We start from the raw sequence: 21,368 nt of genomic DNA on the forward strand, positions 1-21,368 counted from the left end.
TGTTATAGAGCACGCTTGCGGTTGACACGGACAAGGCTCCTCGTTTATGAGCCACCCACAGTTCAAAGGCGCGTCTTCTGGCGCGCCTTAAAATTTCGACCCGGACCGGGTCCACACCGACAGGCAAGACCATGAAGATCAAGAATTCGCTCAAGGCGCTGAAGGCGCGTCATCGCGACAACCAGCTGGTTCGCCGCAAGGGCCGCGTCTACATCATCAACAAGACCGCCCCGCGCTACAAGGCACGCCAGGGCTGAGCTTTCGGCCGGAGGCTTCGTGCCTCCGCCGGTTGATGCTTGTCGTCGGTCCTCCGACCTTCTCACGCTAAAATCACTTTGATGTTCCGCCGCCCGGGATTAGAGTCGGGCGATGCGGATTATTTTTGCATTTATGGCAATCTTTCTCGTTTCCGGTGCCGTCGCCTTACCGGCTCGGGCGGATGAACAGGCGGCTGCGCCGGCGGCCCCAGATGCCCCGCCGCTGGTGATGACGAAACAGGCCCGTCTCGACCAGCTGTTCAGCGACCTGAAGCGGGAGCGCAACGAAAAGGCTGCCGAGCGCATTGCCGGCAACATCTGGAGCGAGTGGTTCCAATCCGGCAGCGCCTCGATCGACCTGATGATGATGTGGTCGCAAAAGGCCATCGAAGGCCAGAAATTCGATGTCGCTCTCGATTTCCTCGATCAGGTGGTGACCCTGCAGCCGACCTATGCCGAAGGCTGGAACCGGCGCGCCACCGTGCATTTCATGATGAAGAACTATGGTAAGTCGATGTCCGACATCGACCATACGCTGCAGCTCGAGCCGCGCCATTTCGGATCGCTGTCCGGTCTGGCGCAGATCATGGCCCTGACCGGCCACAAGCAATCGGCGCTCGAGGCCTGGCAAAAGGTGCTGGCCATCTATCCGATGATGCGCAGCGCCCAGGACCAGGTCGCCACACTGTCGGAAGAGCTTGCCGGCGAAGGCATTTGATGCCTTTAAGGGAATAGGGGAGTAAGGCAGTAAGTGAGTGCAGATTGCACATGCCCCTGCTCCCCTGCCCAGAACTAATTCCGCTCCAGCCCGTATTTTCCCCGCATGAACCTGATCTACGCTGCCCTCGCCTTCCTGATGGCGCTTGTCTTCGGCCTTGTCGGCGCCACCCGCGTCGGCTCGTGGCTGATCGAGCGGCGCAATCCGCCGATTGGTGACTTCGCCGACATCAATGGCGCCCGCATCCACTTTATGCATGTTCCAGCGCCTGCGAATGCCTCGCTGCCGCCTATCGTCTTCATCCATGGCGCCAGCGCCAATCTCAGGGATCAGATGCTGCCGCTGCGGCCGTTGCTCGAAGGCCGCGCCGAAATGCTGTTCCTCGACCGGCCGGGGTTCGGCTGGTCGGGGCGTGGCCCGGGCAACAACGAAAGCCCGTCGGCCCAGGCCAACACCATCGCCGCGCTGATGGACCGTCTCGGCATGAAGAAAGCTGTCGTCGTCGGCCATTCCTTCGGCGCCGCCGCGACCACCGCGTTTGGCCGCGAGCATGCCGACAAGACGCTTGGGCTGGTGTTTCTTGCGCCGGCGACCCATCCCTGGCCCGGCGGCGCAACCTCCTGGTACTATGATCTGACGACCGTTCCGGTGATCGGCTGGCTGTTCACCGAGACGCTGAGCTATCCCGCGGGAACGCTGCAGATGGCTGATGCCACGACCTGCGTCTTCTCGCCCAACAAGGTGCCGGACAATTATCTCGCCACGGCCTCGATCCCGCTGGTGCTGCGGCCACCGGCCTTTCGTGCCAACGCCACCGACGTTGCCGGGCTCTATCGCTATGCCCTTGGTGCCGCCCCCCGCTACGCCGAGATCAAGGCGCCGACCGTGGTCATTTCGGGCGACCGCGACAAGGTCGTCTATGCGCAGATTCACTCGGTCGGCCTCGTCCGCGACATTGCCGGCGCCGAGCTGGTTTGGGTGCACAATCTCGGCCACAAGCCGGACTGGATTGCCCCCGACCTGGTTGTCGGCGCCATCGAGAAGGCCGCCGGCAAGGATATCGACCTGCAGGCGATGGCCAGGACCGTGGAAGCGCGTATCGCCGGCGACGCTTACGGCGCCGGCAAATGCGCCGACCTCAAGGTGCCGCAGGCCGAACTCGCGCCGACCTGATCACGCTTGCTGGTTCAGGCGAACCTATCTATCGGCTGCTTTGCACGTCGGACCCGACATAGGCGATGCGCAGCATGTTGGTCGAACCGGGGGTCCTCAGCGGTACGCCGGCGGTGATGATGACACGATCGCCCGGCTTGCCGAAACCTTCGTCGAAGGCGATGCGGCAGGCGCGGTTGACCATGTCGTCGAGGTCGCTGGCATCGGGCGAGACGACGCAGTGCGTGCCCCACAGCAGCGACAGCCGCCGCGCCGTGTTGAGGATCGGCGACAGTGCGATGATCGGCACCTGCGGACGCTCGCGGGCGGCGCGCAGGCCGGTGGTGCCGGACGCCGTATAGGTGATGATCGCCGACAGTTTCAGCGTCTCGGCGATCTCGCGGGCGGCCAGCGAAATGGCATCGGCGCCGGTTGCTTCCGGCTCGGAGCGCTGCGCGTTGATGATGCCGGCATAGGTCGGATCGGTTTCGACCTTGGTGGCGATGCGGTCCATCATCGCCACCGCTTCGACCGGATAGGCGCCTGCGGCGGACTCCGCCGACAGCATGATGGCATCGGCGCCTTCGAAGACGGCGATCGAAACATCGGACACCTCGGCGCGGGTCGGCACGGGAGCGGTGATCATCGATTCCAGCATCTGCGTTGCAACCACCACCGGCTTACCGGCGCGGCGTGCAGCGCGCGTGATCTGCTTCTGGATGCCGGGCACCGCCTCGAGCGGCATTTCGACACCGAGATCGCCGCGGGCGACCATCAGCGCATCGGACAGTTCTATGATCTCGGCCAGCCGCGCAACGGCCTGCGGCTTTTCGATCTTGGCCATGATCAGTGCCCGGCCGCGCGCGATCTTGCGCGCTTCGGCCAGATCCTCCGGCCGCTGCACGAACGACAGCGCGACCCAGTCTACGCCTGTCGACAGAACGGCATCGAGATCCTTGCGGTCCTTCTCGGTCAGCGCGCCGACCGGCAGATCGGTATCTGGCAGGCTGACGCCTTTCTTGTCGGAAATCGTGGTACCGGCAATGACCGTGCAGACGATCGACTTGCCGTCGCTTCTCACCGCCTTCAATTCGAGCTTGCCGTCATCGATCAGCAAGCGATGACCGGCTTCGACCGAGCTCAGGATTTCGGGATGCGGCAGGTAGACCCTGGTTGATGTGCCCGGCTCGGGATTGTCGTCGAGCGTGAAGGTCTGGCCGACGGTCAGCACTTCCTTGCCATTGGCGAACTTGCCGACGCGCAGCTTCGGGCCTTGCAGGTCGGCCAGAATACCGATCGGCCGGCCGACCGCTTCTTCGACGGTACGGATGCGTCCGACCAGCGTGCGCATCAGCTCGTGATCGGTATGGCTCATATTGATGCGGAACACATCGGCGCCCGCTTCGAACAATTTCTTCAGCATCTCCTCGGACGAGGAGGCCGGACCGATGGTGGCTAGGATCTTGACCTTGCGGCTACGTCTCATTGACTGTTTGTTCCCGGGGTGGCTGGGGCGCCTCCCGTTGCGGGCTCATCGGTCAGCTGGACCATCCAGCTTGCCTGTTCGCCCGTGTCATATTCCTGGAATCCGGCGCGCTGGAAGCCCCGGGCGACGCAGTCGGTTACGCCGGCGATCTTGAACTCTTTTTCAGCCACGCACATGTTGATCGGGCCATCCCAGCGTCCACCGCGTTCGGCGTCTTCTGCATAAAGATAGTAAAACCTTGATGACAGCGGCCCTTCGATCAGCGTCTTGCAGCTCGATCCTTCGATGTGCCACCAGCCCTCGGTGATCCAGCCGGCCTTGGCGCGATAGCCGATGCCGACGCCGACTAGGTTCTGCGTGGCGTTGCAGACACGAAAATCGGCACGCGCCGGCGAGGCCATGACCATCGCCGACAGGCCCACGGCAAGGATCAGGAGCGGCATGGCAAAGGCAGAGCGCAAGCGCTGCCTGCCGACGGAACCCATCCGAAAACCCCTCAAGAACCACATCTGCATCTCTCTGCGCCCCTTTTCGGAAAAGTCCGGGCGCATGTCAACGCGCCGTTTTGTCCAATTCCAATCGATTTAGAAAGGCTCCGGCGCACAATTCGCCGACTTCTGCCAGATTTCCCGGGAAACCTTGGCCAAACAACGGCATTGCGCAAGCGTCGTCTTCGTGGAATGACGATAGCACCCTCCCCGGAAGCCAGCGAACAGACCATTTCCCACCAATGACCCGATCCACAGTTTTCGCGCCTTTCGACATCGTCGAAGGCGACCGCAAGCGAGGCATTGTGCTCCTGGGCGACCATGCCCGCCGCGATCTGCCGGAGGACTATGGCAGTCTCGGCCTGCTGACGGAGGAGTTCGACCGTCACATCGCCTATGATATCGGCGTCGAGGCGGTGACGCGCGAACTGGCTGCTCTGCTCGGTGTGCCTGCGGTAATGGCCAATTTCTCGCGGCTGCTGATCGACCCCAATCGGGGCGAGGATGATCCGACGCTCATTCGCCAGCTTTATGACGGCACCGTCGTGCCCGGGAATTACCCGATTGCTGCCGAGGAGCGCGAAAGGCGGCTCGACGCCTTCTACCGGCCCTATCACGACGCCGTCGGCGCCATGATTGCCTCGGTCGCGCAGGCCTCTGCCCAGACGCCCTTCATCTTCTCGGTGCATTCCTTCACCCCGGTTATGCAAGGGATCCAACGTCCCTGGCATGTCGGCATCCTGTGGGATCGGGATGACCGGGTGGCGCGGCCGCTGATCGACATGCTGGCCGCCGACAAGAGCCTCGTGGTTGGCGACAACGAACCCTATGACGGCGCGTTGCGCGGCGACACCATGTACAAGCACGCCATCATCAACGGCTTCGCCCATGCGCTGATCGAGATCCGCCAGGATCTGATATCGGACCAGGAGGGCGCGATCGCCTGGGCGCAGCGCCTGGCGCCGATCGTTGACGCGATCGACCGCCGTCCCGATATACATGTGGTCAAGCAATTCGGCTCCCGCACCGGGCCGCTTTAAAGCCGCAAGGAGGTTTCGATGACCGAACTCAGCGACGAGCAGAAGCGCGATTTCGAGGCTGCCGCCTTTCGCCGTCTGGTCGAGCATCTGCGCGAGCGCAACGACGTGCAGAACATCGACTTGATGAACCTCGCCGGCTTCTGCCGCAACTGCCTGTCGAACTGGTATCGCGAAGCTGCCGTGGCCGAAGGCGTCGGCCTGTCCAAGGACCAGTCGCGCGAGATCGTTTACGGCATGCCTTATGCCCAATGGCAGGCGCTCAACCAGACCGAGGCCTCCGATGCCAAGAAGGCTGAATTCGAGGCGCGGCGGCCCAAGGACCATTAGTTAGCCCTCGAAATTACCCGGCCATTTCCAAGGCGGTGTTTGGCCCAAATGCTTTTCCGAAAGACCGCTTGACTGAAAATTGAATCGATCTAATTTGCCGCACAACGCTATTTCTTGACCGGATTCGAGCCATGGACGCGCAAAACGCCATCCAGACTGCCATTCGCGGACGATGGGCCGTAGCGGCCATTTTCCTCGCCAACGGCTTCCTGACCGGCAGCTGGGCGCCGCAGATCCCTGTGTTTCTGACACGGCTGGAGATCACGAAGTTCACGCTCGGCCTACTGATCCTGCTGTTCGGCGCCGGCGCTGTCACCGCGATGACCTGGTGCGGCCACCTGATCTTGAGACATGGTTCGCGCACCGTGCTGCGCTGGTTCGGTCTTTGCGGCAGCCTCGGCCTGCTGGTGGTGGCGCTGGCCCCCAACGTGCCGCTGGCGGCCATCGCCATGTTCATCTTCGGCGGCTCGATCGGCGGCATGGACGTCGCCATGAATGCCAATGCGGTGGTGGTCGAACGGCGGCTCTCGCGCGCCATCATGTCGTCCTCGCACGGCTTCTGGAGCCTTGGAGGTTTCGCCGGCGGCGGCCTTGGCGGCTTTGCCATCCAGCACTACGGCCACCTCGCTCACGCTGCGGTGGTGACGGCGCTCGCCTTCGCGGTGATCGCGGTGGCGGTTCGCTATCTGGTCGCCGAGGACAGGCCGCAGGCGACCGAACATCACAAATTCGCGCTGCCGGGAAATCCGCTGGTCTACCTCGTCGGCCTGATGGCGCTGCTGACGATGATTTCCGAAGGCGCGGTGCTCGACTGGGCGGCACTGTATCTGAGGCAGGAACTCGGTGCAGACCTTGCCGTTGCCGGTCTCGCCTATGCCGCCTTCTCAGGTGTCATGGCGATCATGCGCTTCTTCGGCGACGGCGTTCGCAACCGCCTCGGCGCGGTGATGACGTTGCGCGCATCGGCGCTCGTCGCTGCCGCCGGCATGCTGATCGCCGGGCTGTCACCCTCGCCCTGGCTTGCTATCGCGGCCTTTGCCTTGTGCGGCTTCGGCATCGCCAACATGGTGCCGATCATCTTTTCGGCCGGCGGCAACCAGGAAGGCATGTCGTCGGGCACCGGCATGAGCGTGGTCACCACCATGGGCTATTCCGGCATTTTGGTGGCACCGTCGGCGATCGGTTTCGTTGCCGAGCATTTCAGCTTCGGCCCGATCTTCATCGCCATGTCGGGACTGCTGATCGTCGTGCTGCTGATGGCCGGGCTTGCTCACCGCGCCGAATTCGCGCCCGACGCCACACCGGTCGAGTAGCATTTGAGTTCCTCGTAGAGGAAATCCGCCACGCGGCGGATGCGCACGCTGGTGCGCACGTCGCGATGCATGGCCAGCCAAACCGGCAGCGTCGGCAGGGCAAAGTCCGGCAGCACCTTCTCCACCAGCGGATCCCGGTCGGCCAGCGGCTCCTGGCCGAAGCCGATGCCGTTTCCCATCCGAACCGCCTCCCACAGCACGATCTGGTTGTCGGTCCTGAAGCGGAAGGCGTGGCGATCGAGTTTGATGCCGGCGGCCGCAAAACCACGGATGACGCTGTCATCGCGGTCGAAGCCGATAAGATCATGTCCAACAAGATCGGTCGGCGCGAGCGGACGGCCGCGCCGGTCGAGATAGGTTTTTGCCGCACAGGCGCAGAGTTGAATGTCGCTGACCTTGCGCGCCACCAGTTCGTTCTGCGCCGGCTCGACCATGCGGATGGCGATGTCGGCATCGCGGCGCAGCAGGTTCTCGACCTGGTTCGAGGCAACGATTTCAACCTCGATGCCGGACTCCTCGATGCCCAGCCGTGCCGTCATTTCCGGCAGCACATAGGCTGCCACGACCTCACTGGCGGCGACGCGCACCGTGCCCTCGATCGCTTCGACCGAACCCAATGCCAGCCGCGAGAAGGCGCTCGCCTGTTCGCTGACCGTCTTGCCGCGCTCGAACAGCGTGCTGCCGGCCTCCGTCAATTCGTAGCCGCGCCGGCCGCGCCGGAACAGCGTGACGCCAAGCACCTGCTCCAGTTCGGCGATATGGCGGCCAAGCGTCGGCTGGCTGGACGTCAGCTTGCGCGCGGCGGCAGACAGACTGCCGGTCTCGGCCACTGTGACGAAACTTTTGATCAGGTTCCAGTCGAGGTCGGACATGCCATCCATTCATAATTGAATATCTATTCGCCAATCCTAGCGAATTTAATTTCAACTGCAAATACCGCATCTTCCCATCGAAGACACGAAAACAGGAGAAGACAGATGCAGACGGTCGTTGTTCTGGGTGCGGCAGGCAGGGTCGGCGAGGCCGCAGCACGCGCATTCGTCGCTGCCGGATGGCGGGTGAAGGGTTTGGCGCGCAACGCCAAGGCGGCGTCGCTGGCGCCCGGTGTGGAGGTCGTTCAGGCGGACGCCACCGACCGCGCGGCCTTGATCGAAGCATGCAAGGGCGCCGATGTCATCCTCAACGCATTGAACCCGCTTTACACCGAATGGGCCGAGAAGGTCTTGCCGATGGCCGAAAATGTCATTGCCGCGGCGCAGGCAACGGGCGCGACCCACATGCTGCCTGGAAACGTCTACAATTTCGGCTACGGCATTGGCGTTGGAACGACCGAAACCGCGCCCGAAGTGCCGTCGACGGAAAAGGCCGAAATCCGCATCGCGATGGAGGAGCTGTTCCGCAGGAAGGCGGAAGAAAACGGCGTCCAGACCATCGTGCTCAGAGCCGGCGACTTTTACGGCGGGGCGCGGCCGGAGAGCTGGCTCGACCTGATCATCCTGTCGAAGCTGCGCAAGAACATCTTCATGTGGGGCGGGCCGATGGATATCCCGCACGCCTTCGCCTACCTGCCGGACCTCGGAAAGGCGTTTGTCGCGCTGGCCGAAAAGCGCAAGAGCCTGGGCGCCTTCGAGCGCTTCCACTTCGCTGGCCACACGCTGACCGGCAACCAGATGAAGGTGGCGGCGGAAGCCGCCAGTGGCCGCACGCTTGCATCGAAGCGCGTGCCCTGGATCGCCCTGCGTGCTGCTGCCCTGTTCAGCCCGCTGATGCGGGAAGTCGTCAAGATGTCCTATCTCTGGCGCACGCCGCACTCGCTCAGTGGCGAGAAGCTGGAGCGGACCGTGGGCAAGCTGCCGGCCACCGATCCCGTCGACGCGCTCCGGCAGGCGATCGCCGATCTGAAACTGGATGATAGCCACCTGATTGCCGCGTGAGACCGACGGCGGATTCCCTGCTCTCAAATCTCGCATGATGAACAATGGAGGGGCCGCTCCTCACGGCCGGAACAGTCGCGGAACCAGCCGTGCAGTTATTCAATTGCGGCTATCAGAACGCCAACTTCCAACAATTTCAATTCATTTTCGCAGGCAATTAGCGGCCTGACGCAAACAAGGAGACGACAAAATGACCAGGATCGCAATTCTCGGCGCCAATGGCCGGCTCGGTCGCGTGGTCGCCCGGGCCTTCATCGATGCCGGCTATGATGTCCGCGCAATCACCCGCAGCGGCAAGGTACCGGCTGAACTCAAGGGGGCCACGGCCGTTGCCGGCGACGCGCTCGACCGCGAAGCGCTCATCCGCGCAACAGACGGCGTCGACATCATCTTCAACGGCCTCAGCCCGATCTACACCGACTGGGGCAAGTGCCTGCCGATGGCCGAAAACGTCATGGCCGCCTGCCATTCGAACGGCGCGCTGCATCTCTTCCCCGGCACCGTCTACAATTATGGCTCGCCGATGCCGGCGGTGATCACGGAAGACACGCCCTTCCACCCGACGACGGAAAAGGGCCACATCCGCTGCGCCATGGAGGACCTGTTTCGCCGCGAGGCCGACGCGGGCCGCGTGCGCACCCTTCTCTTGCGTGCCGGCGACTTTTTCGGCGGCACCGGCAGCGGGTCATGGTTCGACCTGGTCGTCGCCGCCAAGATGAGCAAGGGCATCTATACCGCGCCCGGCCCAGTCGATCTGGTGCATGAATGGGCCTACCTGCCGGATTTCGCCAGGGCCTTCGTCGCGTTGGCGCGCAATCTCGACAAGCTCGGCTTCTATGAGGCGTTGAATTTTCCAGGCCATGCAATCACCGATCTGGAACTCAAGGCTGCGTCAGAGAAGGCGCTTGGCAGAGCACTCAAGATGACCTCGATGCCTTGGTGGGTGCTGCGTGCCGGCAGCCCGTTCGTGGCGATGTGGCGCGAGATCGTCTCGATGTCCTATCTGCGCTTCGAGCCGCATCGGCTGGTCTCGACGCGGCTGGAACACATCATCGGCGAGACTCCGCACACGCCGTTGGATCAGGCGGTCGCCGAGGCTCTCGAGGACATCGGCATCGCCACGGTGAATGGCGTTGCGAAAGCTGCCTGATAGGCACGTCGGCGGGCGCAGCTATGCCCGCCCGTCTGTCCACACCATCTCGCTACCGAATGAGGGCGGCTCAGAGCCGCCCCATCAACAGCAGCACCAGAAGCACCACCAGCACGACACCGACAATGCCCGACGGCCCATAACCCCAGGAGCGCGAATGCGGCCAGGCCGGTATCGCGCCAATGAGGACAAGGATCAGGACGATGATGAGGATGGTGGTGATCGGCATAAAGAACTCCCCGCGCGGACATTTTGTTCAAGGGACAATGCAAAAGGCCGCCCGGTTGTTCCGGGCGGCCTTTGCGTCGGAGGTTCGCAGGCAGGTCTATTCGGCTGCCTTCGGAAAGGCGATAGCCGGCTCGCCGCCCACATCCGTATCCGGCGTGGCGGTCGACGAGACCTTTCCCTTGTCGCGCCGGAATAGCCGACGGAAAAACGCGTAGAAGCGGCTGTTCTTGCTGCGGGTGAAGATCATCAGCATCGACGGCGTCACCACCAGCGTCAGCAGGGTGGCAAAGGACAGGCCGAAGACGATCGCCGACGACAGCGAGATCCACCATTGCGTCGACGGGGCGTTGATCGTCGTCTCATGATGGAAGATTTCGAGACCGAGGCCAAAGGCGATCGGCAGCACGCCGAGGATCGCCGACACCGCCGTCAGCACCACGGGACGGGCCCGTTCGCGGCAGGTCTGCAGCACCGCTTCCATCTTGTCCCAGCCTTCTTCACGCAACCGGTCATAGGTGTCGATCAGCACGATGTTGTTGTTCACCACCACGCCGGCCAGCGCAATGACACCGATGCCCGACATGACGATGCCGAAGGCCTCTCCCGTCAACAGCAGCCCCAGGAACACGCCGATCGTCGCCATGACCACGCAGGACAGCACCATCAGCACGCTGGTGAATTTGTTGAACTGCATCAGCAGCACGAGGAAGATCAGGAAGATCGCCGCGCCAAAGGCCTTGCCGAGGAAGGCGCTGGCCTCCGCACTGTCCTCGTTGGAACCGGCCAGCTTCCAGCGTATGCCACTGCCGAGATCCATATCGGCGACAGCCTTGGTGACCTCCTGCTGCACCGCCGCGACCTGGGTGCCGGCGGCGACGTTGGCCTGGACGACCACCGTGCGGGCGCCATCGATGCGGTTGAGGATGCCGACAGTCGGCTCGGGCTTACGCACGACGAAATTCGAGATCGGCACCGAGCCTTGCGAGGTCTGCACCCTCAACTCGTCGAGCGTCGACAGTGTGCGCCGGTCTTCGGGCAGGCGCAGCCGGATGTCGACGGCATCGTCGGCGCCGGCCGGCCGGTATTCACTGAGCTTCAGGCCGTTGGTCACCAGCTGCACCACGGTTCCCACTGAAGTCGGGCTGATGCCGTACTGCGCCGCCTTGGCGCGGTCGACCTCGAGCGCCCAATCGACGCCGGGCGGCGGCAGACCGTCAGAAATGTCGATGACGCCGGGCACCTTGGCAATGCGCGCCGCGACGGCGCGCGCCTTGTCGTCGAGCCCCTTGGGATCGATCGCCGAAAGCCTGATCTGGATCGGCTTGCCGGTTGGCGGACCGGCTTCAGGCACGCGAACCTCGACATCGACGCCGGGAATGCCGGCCATGACGCCGCGCAACTCGTCCAGGATCTGGTTCGCCGACTTGCGCTCGCGCCAGTCGATGAATTCATACTGGATGACGCCGACCACGTCTTCCGGAACATCCTGCCCGCCGCCTTGCGTCTTGCCGACGCGGGTGTAGACCGATTTGATGCCGGGCCAGCCGAGCAGCCTGTTTTCGGCGGTCTTGGTCGCGGTATCCATTTCGGCCAGCGAAAGGTTGCCGCGGGCGTGCACGTAGAGCAGGCCGTAGTCTGGCTCGACACTGGGGAAAAACTCGACACCGGCGCCATATTTCGAATAGGCAAAGCCGACGCCGAACAGCAGCGCCACGGTCAGCACCAGCACGGTGATGGGGAACCGCACCGCCTGCTTGACGATGGCCATGTACCAGCCGTCGCGATTGTCATCCGCATGGTGCTCGGGTGCCTTGGCGAAGATCGCCCCCAGCGTCGGCGCGAACACCAGCGCGTAGAGCATCGACGCCGACAGCGTGACGATCAGCGTGATCGGCATGTATTTCATAAAGTCGCCGATGATGCCCGGCCAGAACAGCAGCGGCGAGAAGGCGGCGATGCGCGTCATCGTCGCGGCGATGACAGGACCGGCCATGCGCTTGGCGGCAAGCGCGAAAGCTTCCGCCTTCGGCATGCCCTCTCCCATCCGCCGCTCGGCGAATTCGGTGACGATGATGGCATCGTCGACAAGCATGCCAACTGCCAGGATCAGGCTGAACAGCACGATCATGTTGATCGTGTAACCCATCATCGCAAGCAACAGGATGCCGATCAGGAACGATGATGGAATGGCCAGGCCGATCAACAGTGAGGCACGGCCGGACAGCGCGTAGAGGATGACGATGAACACCAGGATGACGGCGATCATCACATGGTTCTGCAGATCGCCGAGCAGCTGGTTGACGAAGACCGACTTGTCCTGCGTGTAGGTGACATTCATGCCTTGCGGCATGGTCTTGACGAAGGCGTCGGAGACCTCCCTGACCTTGGCGAGCGTGTCGATCAAATTGGCGCCGATGCGCTTTTTCACTTCGATGGCGATGGCCGGCTTGCCGTTGAGGCGGGTCACCGTCTCGGCATCCTTGAAGGTGGAGCGGATCGTCGCGATGTCCTTGGCCTGAACCACGGCATTGGGGCCGGCGACCACCGGCAGCGCCGCCACATCCTCAGGCGTCTCGATCAGCGACGGCACCTTGACGGCGTATTTGCCCTCCGAGCCCTCGATGTTGCCGGCGGCGACCAGGCTGTTGGAGTTGCCGACCGCACCGATCAGCTGATCGAGCTGCAGCCCGTAGGAAGACAGCTTCATCGGGTCGATGACGACCTCGACGAGGTCGTCGCGCGCGCCCTGCAGCGAGCCTTCGAGAACGCCGGGCACTTCTTCGATGCGGTCGCGCAGTTCGCGCGCGGCAGCGGTCAGCACACGCTCGGGCAATTCGCCTGACAGGGTGACGACGAGGACGGGGAATTCGGAGATATTGACCTCGGTAACAACAGGCTCTTCAGCCGCCTGCGGCAGGTCGGCCTTGCCATCCTGCACCTTGCTGCGCGTGTCCTGCAGTGCCGTCGCCAGGTTGGTCTGCGGCTGGAACTCGACGAGCACGTAGCCGCCGCCCTGGAAGGCGGCCGAGCGCATTTCCTTGAGGCCCTTCAGGCTCTTCAGCTTGCTTTCCATCGGCCGCAGCAGAAGGCGCTCTGAATCTTCGGGCGAAATGCCCTGATAGATCAGGCTGACATACATCATCGGAATCGGAACGTCTGGTTCCGCTTCCTTTGGCGTTGACTGATAAGCAACCCAGCCTGCGAGCAGAAGGAAGACCAGAACCGAGATGGTCAGGCGGGCATTGTTGATTGCGAGTCTGACGATATCCATGGCTAACGCCTGTTTTCGAATTTCAGGAGCTGCGTCGCAGCCGATTGTCCCGCCCAGGGCCGGTCCGTCGCGACCCGTTGCTACTGCGTCCCGGCGGTCGCCTCGCCCAGCAGCTTCCGGAGGGTCGCCTGGTCGGCCACGACCGGATTGACCACATCGCCCTCCTTCACCAGTTCCTGGCCGGCGACGATGATGCGCGCGTCGGCAGGGATGCCGCCGAGCACGAGGCCGGTCGGCGTGTCGTCGACGAGGTCGATCGGGAAGAACGCCACCTTGTTGTCCTTGCCGACGGCGCGGATGCCGAGGTCGCCCTTGTCGCCGAGCGTCACCACCGAGCGCGGCAGCACGACCGCGTCGGTCGGTTGGGCGTTGAGCGCGATTTCCGCCGTCATGCCGGCCGGCACGGAGCCGTCGCCGTTGGGGATCGCCACCTCGACGCGGAAGGTGCGGGTCGCCGACGACGCGTCGCGGCTGATGTAGCGCACGATGCCTTCGACCGTCTGGCCGCTGACCAGCCGGACATTGGCCTTGTCGCCGAGCTTGAGGTAGCCGAGGTCGCGCTCGCTGATCTCGCCGCGGGCAATCACCGGATCGAGCTTGAGGATGGTTGCCACCTCGCCGCCCTCCATGATGGAACTGCCAAGTTCCACCGGCACCCGGTCGATGACGCCGTCGAAAGGTGCCCTCACCTCATTGCGCTCGAGTAAGGCCTGTGCCGTTTCCAGCAGCGACTGCGCCGAGGTCAGGTTCGAGCGCGCCGTATCGAGCTGCAGCTTCGGCAAATTGCCTGACTTCATCAGTCGCAGAGCTGCGTCCAACTCGGCCTGGCGCTGCACAACCAATTGCTTGGCGTTGTCGACCATCGAGATCTTCTCTTCGGCCGCAAGCATCAGCACCAGATCGCCGGTCTTGACGTGCTGGCCCTGCTTGACCGGCAACTTGTCGATGACACCGGCAACGCGCGTCCCCAGCACGGCCCGCTTGTCGGCTTCGGTCAATCCAGAAATGCGGATGGCGCGCGCATAGGTCTTGCGCGGCGGCGTCACCACCGCGACGGTGCGCAACGGGGCCTTCGGCTCGGCTTCAGCCGCCTTGGGCTTGTTCGCGTCCTGCGCCTTGCCCTGCTCGACTTCGGCAGCCTTGGCCTTGTTGGCGGCTACGCTGCCGACCGACGAAAACTCGCCTGTTGCCATCCAGGCCGCGAAACCAATGAGCACAACAACGGCTGCAAGCTTGTGAAACCTGATTCTCATCGTCGTTTTTTCCACTGCGGATTCGGCCAGCGTCCTCATAACGCGGGCGCGTCGCCGATATGGGTGCGCGCCAGGCCATCTTCAATTTGCCGTGATCGGCGAAGCGCGCTTCTACATCAAAGTTGCACCGCGATATAGCCTTAAAGTTGCAAGACCATTACGGCACAGGGCAAGGTGAACCCACCGCCATCCAGTTTTCGATCGCTTGAAAGGTTGTTTCGGCCGAACCCGGAGCCGGCTCACGGTTCGACCCCGGCGCCCAGCCCCAGCCGACCAACCTGTCACCCCGAACATGCAGCGCGATATCGTCCAAACTGCGACCGCCATTGCGCGCCGGATCCTTGATCTGGGCGCAGATTTCGGCGGAGGATTTCCCGAACCAGGCCATCTCGGCCGGCGCCAGGCGCCAGTTCTCGGCTCCGGAGGGTCCGTGCAATGCATTGGAATTGCTTGAGAAATGGCAGGTCGTGCAGCGCAGACCAGGATTGCCGAAGCCCGATCCGTCCTCACCGCGCTGGACATTGAAGGCGTGCACGCGCGTGCCGCCATAGTGCGCACCCGACCAGCGCGGCCGGTCGTCCGCGACATGACAATCGGCGCAGCGCGGATGTGAGAACACCGCATAAATCTTGTCCCATTCGGACAGGCCCTTGGTCGTGTCGACTGTCTGGCTCGGTGGTGTTTGGCTCTCCTGTGCGGTTGCGAACGGCGCCGCGAGGACGAGCATGGCAGCAGGCGTCAGCATGATGAGGAGCCGCTTCATGCGAAGGCCACCGTTTTCGACAAAGGCAGCGTGCGGATGCGCTTGCCGGTGAGCGCGAAGATGGCATTGGCCAGCGCCGGTGCGGCCGGCGGAGTGCCAACCTCGCCGACGCCGCCCATCTTGTGGAAATTTTCCAGGATGGCGACTTCGAAGACTGGGCACTGGAATATCCGCATGGCATCGAAATCGTGGAAGTTCGACTGTTCGACCATGCCGTCGGCGAAGGTGATTTCCTGTCCCATTGCCGCCGAAAGACTGTAGATCGCGGCGGAAATCAGCTGCGCCTCGATGATGCCGGGATCGAGCGCGGTGCCGACATCGGCGGCGATCCACACCTTCTCGATGCGGATGCCAGCCGGTGTGTCCGCCACCTGAATGATCTCGCCGACCCAACTGCCGAAGGACAGCGTGAAGGCCATGCCCTTGGCCTTGCCGGCGGGCAGCGCCTCGCTCCATTTCGCCATCGCTGCGACTTTCTCCACCACCTTCACCGCCGAGGGATAGGCGGCCATCAGCTTCTTGCGCATCTCGACCGGATCGATTTTGCCGGCAGTGGCAATCTCGTCAATGAAGCCCTCATGGAAGAAGCCGTTGATCGAACTACCGACCGATCGCCAGGAGCCAACGGGAATGGAGACGGGGGCGGCGACACCACTCACCCGATAGTTCGGGATGGTGTAGGGCTGGTCATAGGCGCCGTCGACGATGCTTTTGTCGGGTCCAAGCGGCGAGATCGAGGGAAACAGCCGGCGCAAGGTGCTGGCTATCATGGATGGCGAGGCGATCTTCATGTCGATGGCGATCGGCATGCCGTCGTCGCCGAGCCGCGCCTGGAACTTGCCGACCGCGGCCGGCCGGTAGGCGTCGTGGCGCATGTCTTCTTCACGCGTCCACGTCACCTTGACCGGACGCCCGTCTGTCGCCTTTCGCCATCAGTGCGGCGCACAGCGCGTAGTCCATCTCGACGCGGCGGCCGAAACCGCCGCCCATGAAGGTGGTGTGGACGGTGACCTTGTCTTGACCGATGCCGGCCACATTGGCGCAAAGCTGCCGCACCAGGGTCGGCGCCTGGTTGCCGCACCAGATGTCGAGGGCACCATCCTTGAACCGCGCCGTGGCGTTCATCGGCTCCATGGTTGCATGCGCCAGATAGGGCACCGCATAGTCTGCCTCGACCATCCTTTCGCGTGGCGCGTCGGCAAAGGCGGTATCGACATCGCCATTGTCACGCATCGCCGAACCCTTGGTGCCGAGCGCCTGTTTGAGCACGTCGGAAATGGCGGCGCTGCTGAGCGGATATTCGGGATCCGCCCACTGGGCGTCGATGGCATCGGCCGCCTTGAAGGCCGCCCAGGTATTTTCCGCGATGATGCCGAAGCCATGACCGTAATTCGTCTCGAGCGCTACGATCTTGATCACGCCGGGCATTTTCTCGGCTTTGGCGAGATCCGCCTTGACCGGCTTGGCCCCGAAGCGCGGGCTCATCTTGACCGTGCCGTAGAGCATGTCTGGCAGCCTGACATCGATGCCGAAGATCGGTGCCCCGGTGACCTTGGCCAGCATGTCGATGCGCTTCTGTGGCTTTCCCAGCAGTTTCCAGTCAGCTCGGTCCTTGAGCCTGACTTCGGCCGGCGGCGCCGTGGCGGCGGCGGCCGCGGCAACCGCGCCATAGGTCAGCGACTTACCCGACGCCTTATGCAGGATCGACCCATTGGCCGTTTCCAGGTCGGCGGCGGCAACGCCGAGTTTCTGCGCCGCCGCGGCGATCAGCAATTGCCGGGCTGCGGCGCCGGCCTGGCGCATCTTGTCGAAACCGTCGCGCACCGAAGCCGAGCCGCCGGTGGCCTGGATAGCAAGGAGCTTGCCGACCACGCCGAGACCTGAGCGCACCGCCTGCGCGGTCATGCTCTCGTCGAAGAAGGCGAACGGGCCGCCCTCTTCGAGGATCGCGGCGTTGTAATAGGCATAGGAGGCCGGGCCGGGCTCGACCTTGACCTGATCGAGTCCGACATCGAGCTCTTCGGCGACCATGACGGCCAGCGTCGTCGAAATGCCTTGCCCCATCTCGGCGCGCGGCGCCACGATGGTGATGGTGTTGTCGGCGCCGATCTTCACATAGGGGTTGAACGTCGCCTCACCCTTGCCGAGGTCGGTCTCGAGCGGGTTCGGAAACGGTTTGCGATAATAGTAGTAGCCGACGGCCACGCCGCCCGCCACGGCAGCCGCGCCGATGAGGAACGTGCGACGAGCAATCTTTCCGACTCTGGCCATTGGTCAGAGCCCCGCCGTCTTGAGCGCGGCGGCCTTCTTGATGGCCGAGCGGATCCTCGGATAGGTGCCGCAGCGGCAAAGATTGCCGCCCATGGCGTTGTCGATGTCGGCGTCGCTGGGATCGGCGACCTCGCCGAGCAGTGCCACCGCGCTCATGATCTGGCCGGCCTGGCAGTAGCCGCATTGCGCGACCTGTTCCTCCAGCCATGCCTGTTGCACTGGATGGAGCTTGTCCGCCGTGCCGATGCCTTCGATGGTGGTGACAGCGCCGCTGACCTCGCCGACCGGGAGCGAGCAGGAGCGCACCGGCTGACCGTCGACATGCACGGTGCAGGCGCCGCAGGCGGCGATGCCGCAGCCGTACTTCGGTCCGGTCTTGCCAATGAGATCGCGCAACGCCCACAGCAGCGGCATGTCGGGATCGGCGTTGATGTCGAATGACTGCCCATCGACGGTGAGGCGCATGGGGATACCCTTTTGTTGTCGTCCACAGCCCAAAGGCGAAGCGTCCCCTTAGGTAACTTCTCTCGATACAGATTGACAAATTACGTCATTTTGTCAAATGAGATTTTTACAGGATAATGTTGTCCCATGAATCAGATCGAAGACATCGCCACCGCTGACCCCAAACGCGTCCGTATCCTGGATGGCGCAATGAAGGTGTTTTTGGCTTATGGCTTCTCCCGCACCACCATGGACGACATCGCCCGCGCCGCCGACATGTCGCGGCCGGCGCTCTATCTCCTGTTCAAGAACAAGAACGACATTTTCCGCGCCATCGCCATGATGGTGCTGTCGCGCTCGGTCGAGTCGGCGACAATGGCTCTGGCCGGCGATGGCGCTTTCACTGAGCGCATGACGCGAGCCATCGACGAGGCGTTCATCTCGATGATGAGCGCGGTCGTTGCCTCGCCGCACGGCGCCGAATTGCTGGACATGAAATCGAACCTTGGCGATCTGGTCGGCTGCTGGCGCGGCGGTCTTGTCGAACATATCGCCGCCGCGATCGAGGGCGAGGCTGCCAGGAACGGCGCCGATCTCACCGCCAAGGGCCTGTCGGCGCAACTGCTTGCCGACATGCTGCTCGACGGGCTGGAAGGCATGAAGGCGCGGATCAGCGATCCCGGCGGGCAGCGGCAGGCCGCCGCCGCCCTGATCAGGGTGATTGACGTGACCCTAAAAGCTGGATGAAGCCAAGAAGCCAGGCTGTGCCGGGTTTCGGGTCAGGCGCGACGGCGCTCTGCCTCCGGGTTCTTGCGTACCGCGAGGAACTCCTTGACCCGCCGGCCAGGTGCGGGACCACGCACCGGCTTGAAGCCGTCATCGAGCTCGCCTGACAGATCGAGCGTCGGGCGCTTGCCGACCGCATCGTAATTCTCCTCCAGCCAGTCGCTGGCGGCGGTGCGGCCGAGATCGCGCATATAGCCCAGGAACGCCCATTCGGCATTGACCTTCGACGACGCCGACAGGTCCTTGAACGCCTCGTCGGCATCGATGCGGTGCATGCGGATGTCGCGGTATTCGCCATGCGGCAGGCGGCCGGCGGCGATCAGCTCCTTGACAAAGGCGATCGAGCGGAATTCGCGCAACAGCCCTGCGTTGAAGGTGATCTCGTCGATGCGGTTCTGGATCTCGTTGGCGCTCCTTGGCGTTCCTTCCCGCACCACCGGATTGATCTGCACCAGAAGCACGTCCTCGGTCGCCGCCGTCTTGAAGAACGGATAAAGCGCCGGATTGCCGCCATAGCCGCCATCCCAATAGGGCACGCCCTTGATCTCGACGGCGCGGAACAGTTGCGGCAGGCAAGCCGAGGCCATCACCGTGTCGAGATCGATCTCGCCGTCAGAAAAGACGCGCAACTGCCCGGTTTCGACATTGGTCGCCGAAATGAACAGTTCCATCGACTTGCAAGCGCGAACATTGGCGAAATTAATCTCCTTCTGCACGACGTCACGCAGCGGGTTGAGGCCGAGCGGGTTGGCGACATAGGGCGAAAATACCCGCGACATGGTGTCGAAGAAGACATAGCCCGGCGTGTTCTCGATCGACCAATTGCCCCAGGCGACATCCCACGGCATGCGCTGCACCGGGCTGAACCGCCCCTTTGCCGCCACCGCGCGCCAGAAATCATCGAGCTTTTGCCGTGCTCCCTCGACGCCGCCACGCACGAAGCCGTCGGCTAGCGCCACCGCGTTCATGGCGCCGGCGCTGGTCCCGGACACCGCTGCGATCTCCAGCCTGCCATCCTCCAGCAGCCGGTCGAGCACACCCCAGGAAAAGGCCCCGTGCGAGCCGCCGCCCTGAAGCGCGATGTTGATCTTCTTGGTTTCCTCCGCCTTGCCGTTTTTCGTCATGGCGTTCCTGTCGTTTTGGATGCTGCAGGCCTCATCACGCCCGAGGATCGGGACGGTTCGGTTACAGCGGACCTATGTTGCAGTGCAGCATATAAGTCCTGACCAAGGCAAGAACACGAACACGGTCGCGTGATCACATGAAATTTCGGTCATGAAGAACCGCCTCGCCGCTTCGGAGCGGAGGAGGCGGCATCCATCGAAACAGGCAGACAGCCTCAGGCAACGAGGTCCGGCACCGGCCCGACATAGCGCGACTGCGGCCGGATCAACCGTCCGGTCGTCTGCTGTTCACGGGCGTGCGCAATCCAGCCGGCGACACGCCCGGCGGCGAAGACGTTGCTGAATGCCTCCTTGGAGAAACCCGCCGCCTCCAGCAGCAGCGCGGTGTAGAACTCGACGTTGGTCTGCAGCGAGCGCGACGGCTTGGCGATCCGCAGCACGTCGAGCGCGGCTTGCTCCACTGTCTCCGCGAAGGCCAGCCGGCGACCGGTTTCGCTCTCGCCGCCGAGTTGCCGCACGACCGCTTTCAGCACGTCGGCACGCGGATCGCGCACGCGGTAGATGCGATGGCCGAAGCCCATTATGCGCTCGCCATGCGCGACCTCGTCGCGCAGCCAGCCGGCGGCATCGCCATGCGCCTCAATCGCATCCAGCATCTCGATCACCGGACCGGGCGCGCCGCCATGCAGCGGGCCCTTGAGCGCGCCGAGCCCGGCCAGCACGGACGATGTCAGGCCGGCCTGCGTCGACGCGACCACGCGGGTGGCGAAGGTCGAGGCATTGAGGCCATGATCGCAGACGGTCACCAGATAGGTGTCGAGCGCCTTCGCCAGCGCCGGCGAGGCGACCCGACCGTTGAGCATCCTCAACATGTCTGCGGCATGATCGGCCCGGCTGTCTGGCGCGATGGGCTTCTCGCCGCGCTGCAGGCGCAACAAGGCCGGTGTCAGCACCGCAGGCGCCGCAACCAGCCGCAGCGCGTCCGGCAAAGTCTCGCCGTCCGGCAGAAGCGCCATGCCGGCGCGCATGGCGCTGTAGACATCGAGCGATATCAGCAAGGGCAGCGAGGGCAAAAGCCGCTCGAACACTTCCGCACGCGCCTGGCCCAGCGCCCGCGCCAGTTTGGCACCACCGGGAAGGTCATCGAAGAAGCCATCGAGCAGCAGGCGAACCACCTGGGCATAGCTCCAGCGTCCGGCCAGTTCCGACAGCGAATGACCGCGGATCGTCAGATGGCCGCCAAGACCGTCCACGTCGGAAAGGACGGTTTCAGCCGCCACAACGTCATCAAGCCCATTCGCCATAGCCTGTCTCCTTGAACCATTTCCCGATCGCAGATAAGGCTAGTCAATATATTCATCAA

At 63.5% G+C, this 21,368-nt stretch carries 19 protein-coding genes and 1 pseudogene; 9 read left to right on the top strand and 11 right to left on the bottom strand.

Going from position 1 to position 21,368, the window contains the following annotated elements; all coding sequences use genetic code 11:
- Positions 1-131 precede the first annotated feature (131 nt).
- The 3 genes from ykgO to AC07FD_RS38300 all read left to right on the top strand — a co-directional run bounded on the left by ykgO (position 132) and on the right by AC07FD_RS38300 (position 2,148).
- Positions 132-257 (top strand): type B 50S ribosomal protein L36, encoded by a 126-nt coding sequence (gene ykgO / locus AC07FD_RS38290; RefSeq protein ID WP_006327841.1) that lies wholly within the window; start codon positions 132-134, stop codon positions 255-257.
- Positions 258-369: 112 nt separating this feature from the next.
- Complete coding sequence (locus AC07FD_RS38295) at positions 370-975, top strand: tetratricopeptide repeat protein (protein WP_478354023.1); 606 nt, start codon at positions 370-372, stop codon at positions 973-975.
- A gap of 105 nt (positions 976-1,080) precedes the next feature.
- Positions 1,081-2,148: an alpha/beta fold hydrolase gene (locus AC07FD_RS38300; protein WP_478354024.1), complete on the top strand. Its 1,068-nt coding sequence runs from the start codon at positions 1,081-1,083 to the stop codon at positions 2,146-2,148.
- A 28-nt stretch (positions 2,149-2,176) separates the two neighbouring features.
- On the opposite strand, the gene pyk is transcribed toward AC07FD_RS38300, so the two are convergent.
- Positions 2,177-3,613, bottom strand: a complete 1,437-nt coding sequence (gene pyk / locus AC07FD_RS38305; RefSeq protein WP_478354025.1) for a pyruvate kinase — start codon at positions 3,611-3,613, stop codon at positions 2,177-2,179.
- The gene (locus tag AC07FD_RS38310) at positions 3,610-4,056 is read right to left on the bottom strand and encodes a DUF1036 domain-containing protein (RefSeq protein ID WP_477300185.1); all 447 of its coding nucleotides are present in this window, start codon (positions 4,054-4,056) and stop codon (positions 3,610-3,612) included. The genes pyk and AC07FD_RS38310 overlap by 4 nt, the downstream gene beginning before the upstream one ends.
- Before the next feature lie 287 nt (positions 4,057-4,343).
- On the opposite strand from AC07FD_RS38310, the gene AC07FD_RS38315 reads away from it, so the two are divergent.
- From AC07FD_RS38315 to AC07FD_RS38325, 3 genes are all read left to right on the top strand, one after another.
- The gene (locus AC07FD_RS38315) at positions 4,344-5,141 is read left to right on the top strand and encodes an N-formylglutamate amidohydrolase (RefSeq protein WP_478354026.1); all 798 of its coding nucleotides are present in this window, start codon (positions 4,344-4,346) and stop codon (positions 5,139-5,141) included.
- Positions 5,142-5,159: 18 nt separating this feature from the next.
- Positions 5,160-5,468, top strand: a complete 309-nt coding sequence (locus AC07FD_RS38320; protein WP_478354027.1) for a DUF1244 domain-containing protein — start codon at positions 5,160-5,162, stop codon at positions 5,466-5,468.
- 131 nt (positions 5,469-5,599) lie between these two features.
- Positions 5,600-6,781 (top strand): MFS transporter, encoded by a 1,182-nt coding sequence (locus AC07FD_RS38325; RefSeq protein ID WP_478354028.1) that lies wholly within the window; start codon positions 5,600-5,602, stop codon positions 6,779-6,781.
- On the opposite strand, the gene AC07FD_RS38330 is transcribed toward AC07FD_RS38325, so the two are convergent.
- Complete coding sequence (locus AC07FD_RS38330; RefSeq protein ID WP_478354029.1) at positions 6,739-7,653, bottom strand: LysR family transcriptional regulator; 915 nt, start codon at positions 7,651-7,653, stop codon at positions 6,739-6,741. The two genes, AC07FD_RS38325 and AC07FD_RS38330, sit on opposite strands and share 43 nt — an antisense overlap.
- A gap of 105 nt (positions 7,654-7,758) precedes the next feature.
- Between AC07FD_RS38330 and AC07FD_RS38335 the strand changes: the two genes are divergently transcribed.
- Complete coding sequence (locus AC07FD_RS38335) at positions 7,759-8,715, top strand: NmrA family NAD(P)-binding protein (protein WP_478354030.1); 957 nt, start codon at positions 7,759-7,761, stop codon at positions 8,713-8,715.
- Between the two features lie 190 nt (positions 8,716-8,905).
- Positions 8,906-9,865 carry an SDR family oxidoreductase gene (locus AC07FD_RS38340; protein ID WP_478354031.1) on the top strand — a complete coding sequence of 320 codons (960 nt, stop codon included), beginning with the start codon at positions 8,906-8,908 and terminating at the stop codon, positions 9,863-9,865.
- A 70-nt stretch (positions 9,866-9,935) separates the two neighbouring features.
- On the opposite strand, the gene AC07FD_RS38345 is transcribed toward AC07FD_RS38340, so the two are convergent.
- From AC07FD_RS38345 to AC07FD_RS38370, 6 genes and pseudogenes are all read right to left on the bottom strand, one after another.
- Complete coding sequence (locus AC07FD_RS38345) at positions 9,936-10,094, bottom strand: DUF3309 family protein (protein ID WP_095089435.1); 159 nt, start codon at positions 10,092-10,094, stop codon at positions 9,936-9,938.
- A 96-nt stretch (positions 10,095-10,190) separates the two neighbouring features.
- Complete coding sequence (locus AC07FD_RS38350) at positions 10,191-13,364, bottom strand: efflux RND transporter permease subunit (RefSeq protein ID WP_478354032.1); 3,174 nt, start codon at positions 13,362-13,364, stop codon at positions 10,191-10,193.
- Between the two features lie 80 nt (positions 13,365-13,444).
- Entirely contained in the window at positions 13,445-14,617 is a 1,173-nt protein-coding gene (locus AC07FD_RS38355; RefSeq protein ID WP_478354033.1) for an efflux RND transporter periplasmic adaptor subunit, read from the bottom strand.
- Positions 14,618-14,774: 157 nt separating this feature from the next.
- On the bottom strand, positions 14,775-15,380 hold the full coding sequence (locus AC07FD_RS38360) for a hypothetical protein (protein WP_478354034.1): 606 nt from the start codon (positions 15,378-15,380) through the stop codon (positions 14,775-14,777).
- Positions 15,377-17,651 (bottom strand): annotated as a pseudogene (locus tag AC07FD_RS38365) (xanthine dehydrogenase family protein molybdopterin-binding subunit). Before AC07FD_RS38365 ends, AC07FD_RS38360 begins: the two are co-directional and overlap by 4 nt.
- 3 nt (positions 17,652-17,654) lie before the next feature.
- A complete protein-coding gene (locus AC07FD_RS38370; protein WP_478354035.1) occupies positions 17,655-18,116 on the bottom strand; it encodes a (2Fe-2S)-binding protein in 462 nt (153 codons plus the stop codon).
- 126 nt (positions 18,117-18,242) lie between these two features.
- On the opposite strand from AC07FD_RS38370, the gene AC07FD_RS38375 reads away from it, so the two are divergent.
- Positions 18,243-18,842, top strand: coding sequence for a TetR/AcrR family transcriptional regulator (locus tag AC07FD_RS38375; RefSeq protein WP_478354036.1), 600 nt, complete (start codon positions 18,243-18,245; stop codon positions 18,840-18,842).
- Positions 18,843-18,874: 32 nt separating this feature from the next.
- Here AC07FD_RS38375 and AC07FD_RS38380 read toward each other — a convergent pair whose 3' ends face one another.
- Both AC07FD_RS38380 and AC07FD_RS38385 read right to left on the bottom strand, forming a co-directional pair.
- The gene (locus tag AC07FD_RS38380; protein WP_478354037.1) at positions 18,875-20,005 is read right to left on the bottom strand and encodes a patatin-like phospholipase family protein; all 1,131 of its coding nucleotides are present in this window, start codon (positions 20,003-20,005) and stop codon (positions 18,875-18,877) included.
- Between the two features lie 215 nt (positions 20,006-20,220).
- A complete protein-coding gene (locus tag AC07FD_RS38385) occupies positions 20,221-21,309 on the bottom strand; it encodes a citrate synthase/methylcitrate synthase (protein ID WP_478354038.1) in 1,089 nt (362 codons plus the stop codon).
- Between the last annotated feature and the right edge of the window lie 59 nt (positions 21,310-21,368).

This window comes from Mesorhizobium waitakense (assembly GCF_056431085.1).

Bases quoted from the DNA above. Each gene is read 5' to 3' on its own strand.
- ykgO (WP_006327841.1), top strand. From the start codon at position 132: ATGAAGATCAAGAATTCGCTCAAGGCGCTGAAGGCGCGTCATCGCGAC.
- AC07FD_RS38295 (WP_478354023.1), top strand. From the start codon at position 370: ATGCGGATTATTTTTGCATTTATGGCAATCTTTCTCGTTTCCGGTGCC.
- AC07FD_RS38300 (WP_478354024.1), top strand. From the start codon at position 1,081: ATGAACCTGATCTACGCTGCCCTCGCCTTCCTGATGGCGCTTGTCTTC.
- pyk (WP_478354025.1), bottom strand. From the start codon at position 3,613: ATGAGACGTAGCCGCAAGGTCAAGATCCTAGCCACCATCGGTCCGGCC.
- AC07FD_RS38310 (WP_477300185.1), bottom strand. From the start codon at position 4,056: ATGCCGCTCCTGATCCTTGCCGTGGGCCTGTCGGCGATGGTCATGGCC.
- AC07FD_RS38315 (WP_478354026.1), top strand. From the start codon at position 4,344: ATGACCCGATCCACAGTTTTCGCGCCTTTCGACATCGTCGAAGGCGAC.
- AC07FD_RS38320 (WP_478354027.1), top strand. From the start codon at position 5,160: ATGACCGAACTCAGCGACGAGCAGAAGCGCGATTTCGAGGCTGCCGCC.
- AC07FD_RS38325 (WP_478354028.1), top strand. From the start codon at position 5,600: ATGGACGCGCAAAACGCCATCCAGACTGCCATTCGCGGACGATGGGCC.
- AC07FD_RS38330 (WP_478354029.1), bottom strand. From the start codon at position 7,653: ATGTCCGACCTCGACTGGAACCTGATCAAAAGTTTCGTCACAGTGGCC.
- AC07FD_RS38335 (WP_478354030.1), top strand. From the start codon at position 7,759: ATGCAGACGGTCGTTGTTCTGGGTGCGGCAGGCAGGGTCGGCGAGGCC.
- AC07FD_RS38340 (WP_478354031.1), top strand. From the start codon at position 8,906: ATGACCAGGATCGCAATTCTCGGCGCCAATGGCCGGCTCGGTCGCGTG.
- AC07FD_RS38345 (WP_095089435.1), bottom strand. From the start codon at position 10,094: ATGCCGATCACCACCATCCTCATCATCGTCCTGATCCTTGTCCTCATT.
- AC07FD_RS38350 (WP_478354032.1), bottom strand. From the start codon at position 13,364: ATGGATATCGTCAGACTCGCAATCAACAATGCCCGCCTGACCATCTCG.
- AC07FD_RS38355 (WP_478354033.1), bottom strand. From the start codon at position 14,617: ATGAGAATCAGGTTTCACAAGCTTGCAGCCGTTGTTGTGCTCATTGGT.
- AC07FD_RS38360 (WP_478354034.1), bottom strand. From the start codon at position 15,380: ATGAAGCGGCTCCTCATCATGCTGACGCCTGCTGCCATGCTCGTCCTC.
- AC07FD_RS38370 (WP_478354035.1), bottom strand. From the start codon at position 18,116: ATGCGCCTCACCGTCGATGGGCAGTCATTCGACATCAACGCCGATCCC.
- AC07FD_RS38375 (WP_478354036.1), top strand. From the start codon at position 18,243: ATGAATCAGATCGAAGACATCGCCACCGCTGACCCCAAACGCGTCCGT.
- AC07FD_RS38380 (WP_478354037.1), bottom strand. From the start codon at position 20,005: ATGACGAAAAACGGCAAGGCGGAGGAAACCAAGAAGATCAACATCGCG.
- AC07FD_RS38385 (WP_478354038.1), bottom strand. From the start codon at position 21,309: ATGGCGAATGGGCTTGATGACGTTGTGGCGGCTGAAACCGTCCTTTCC.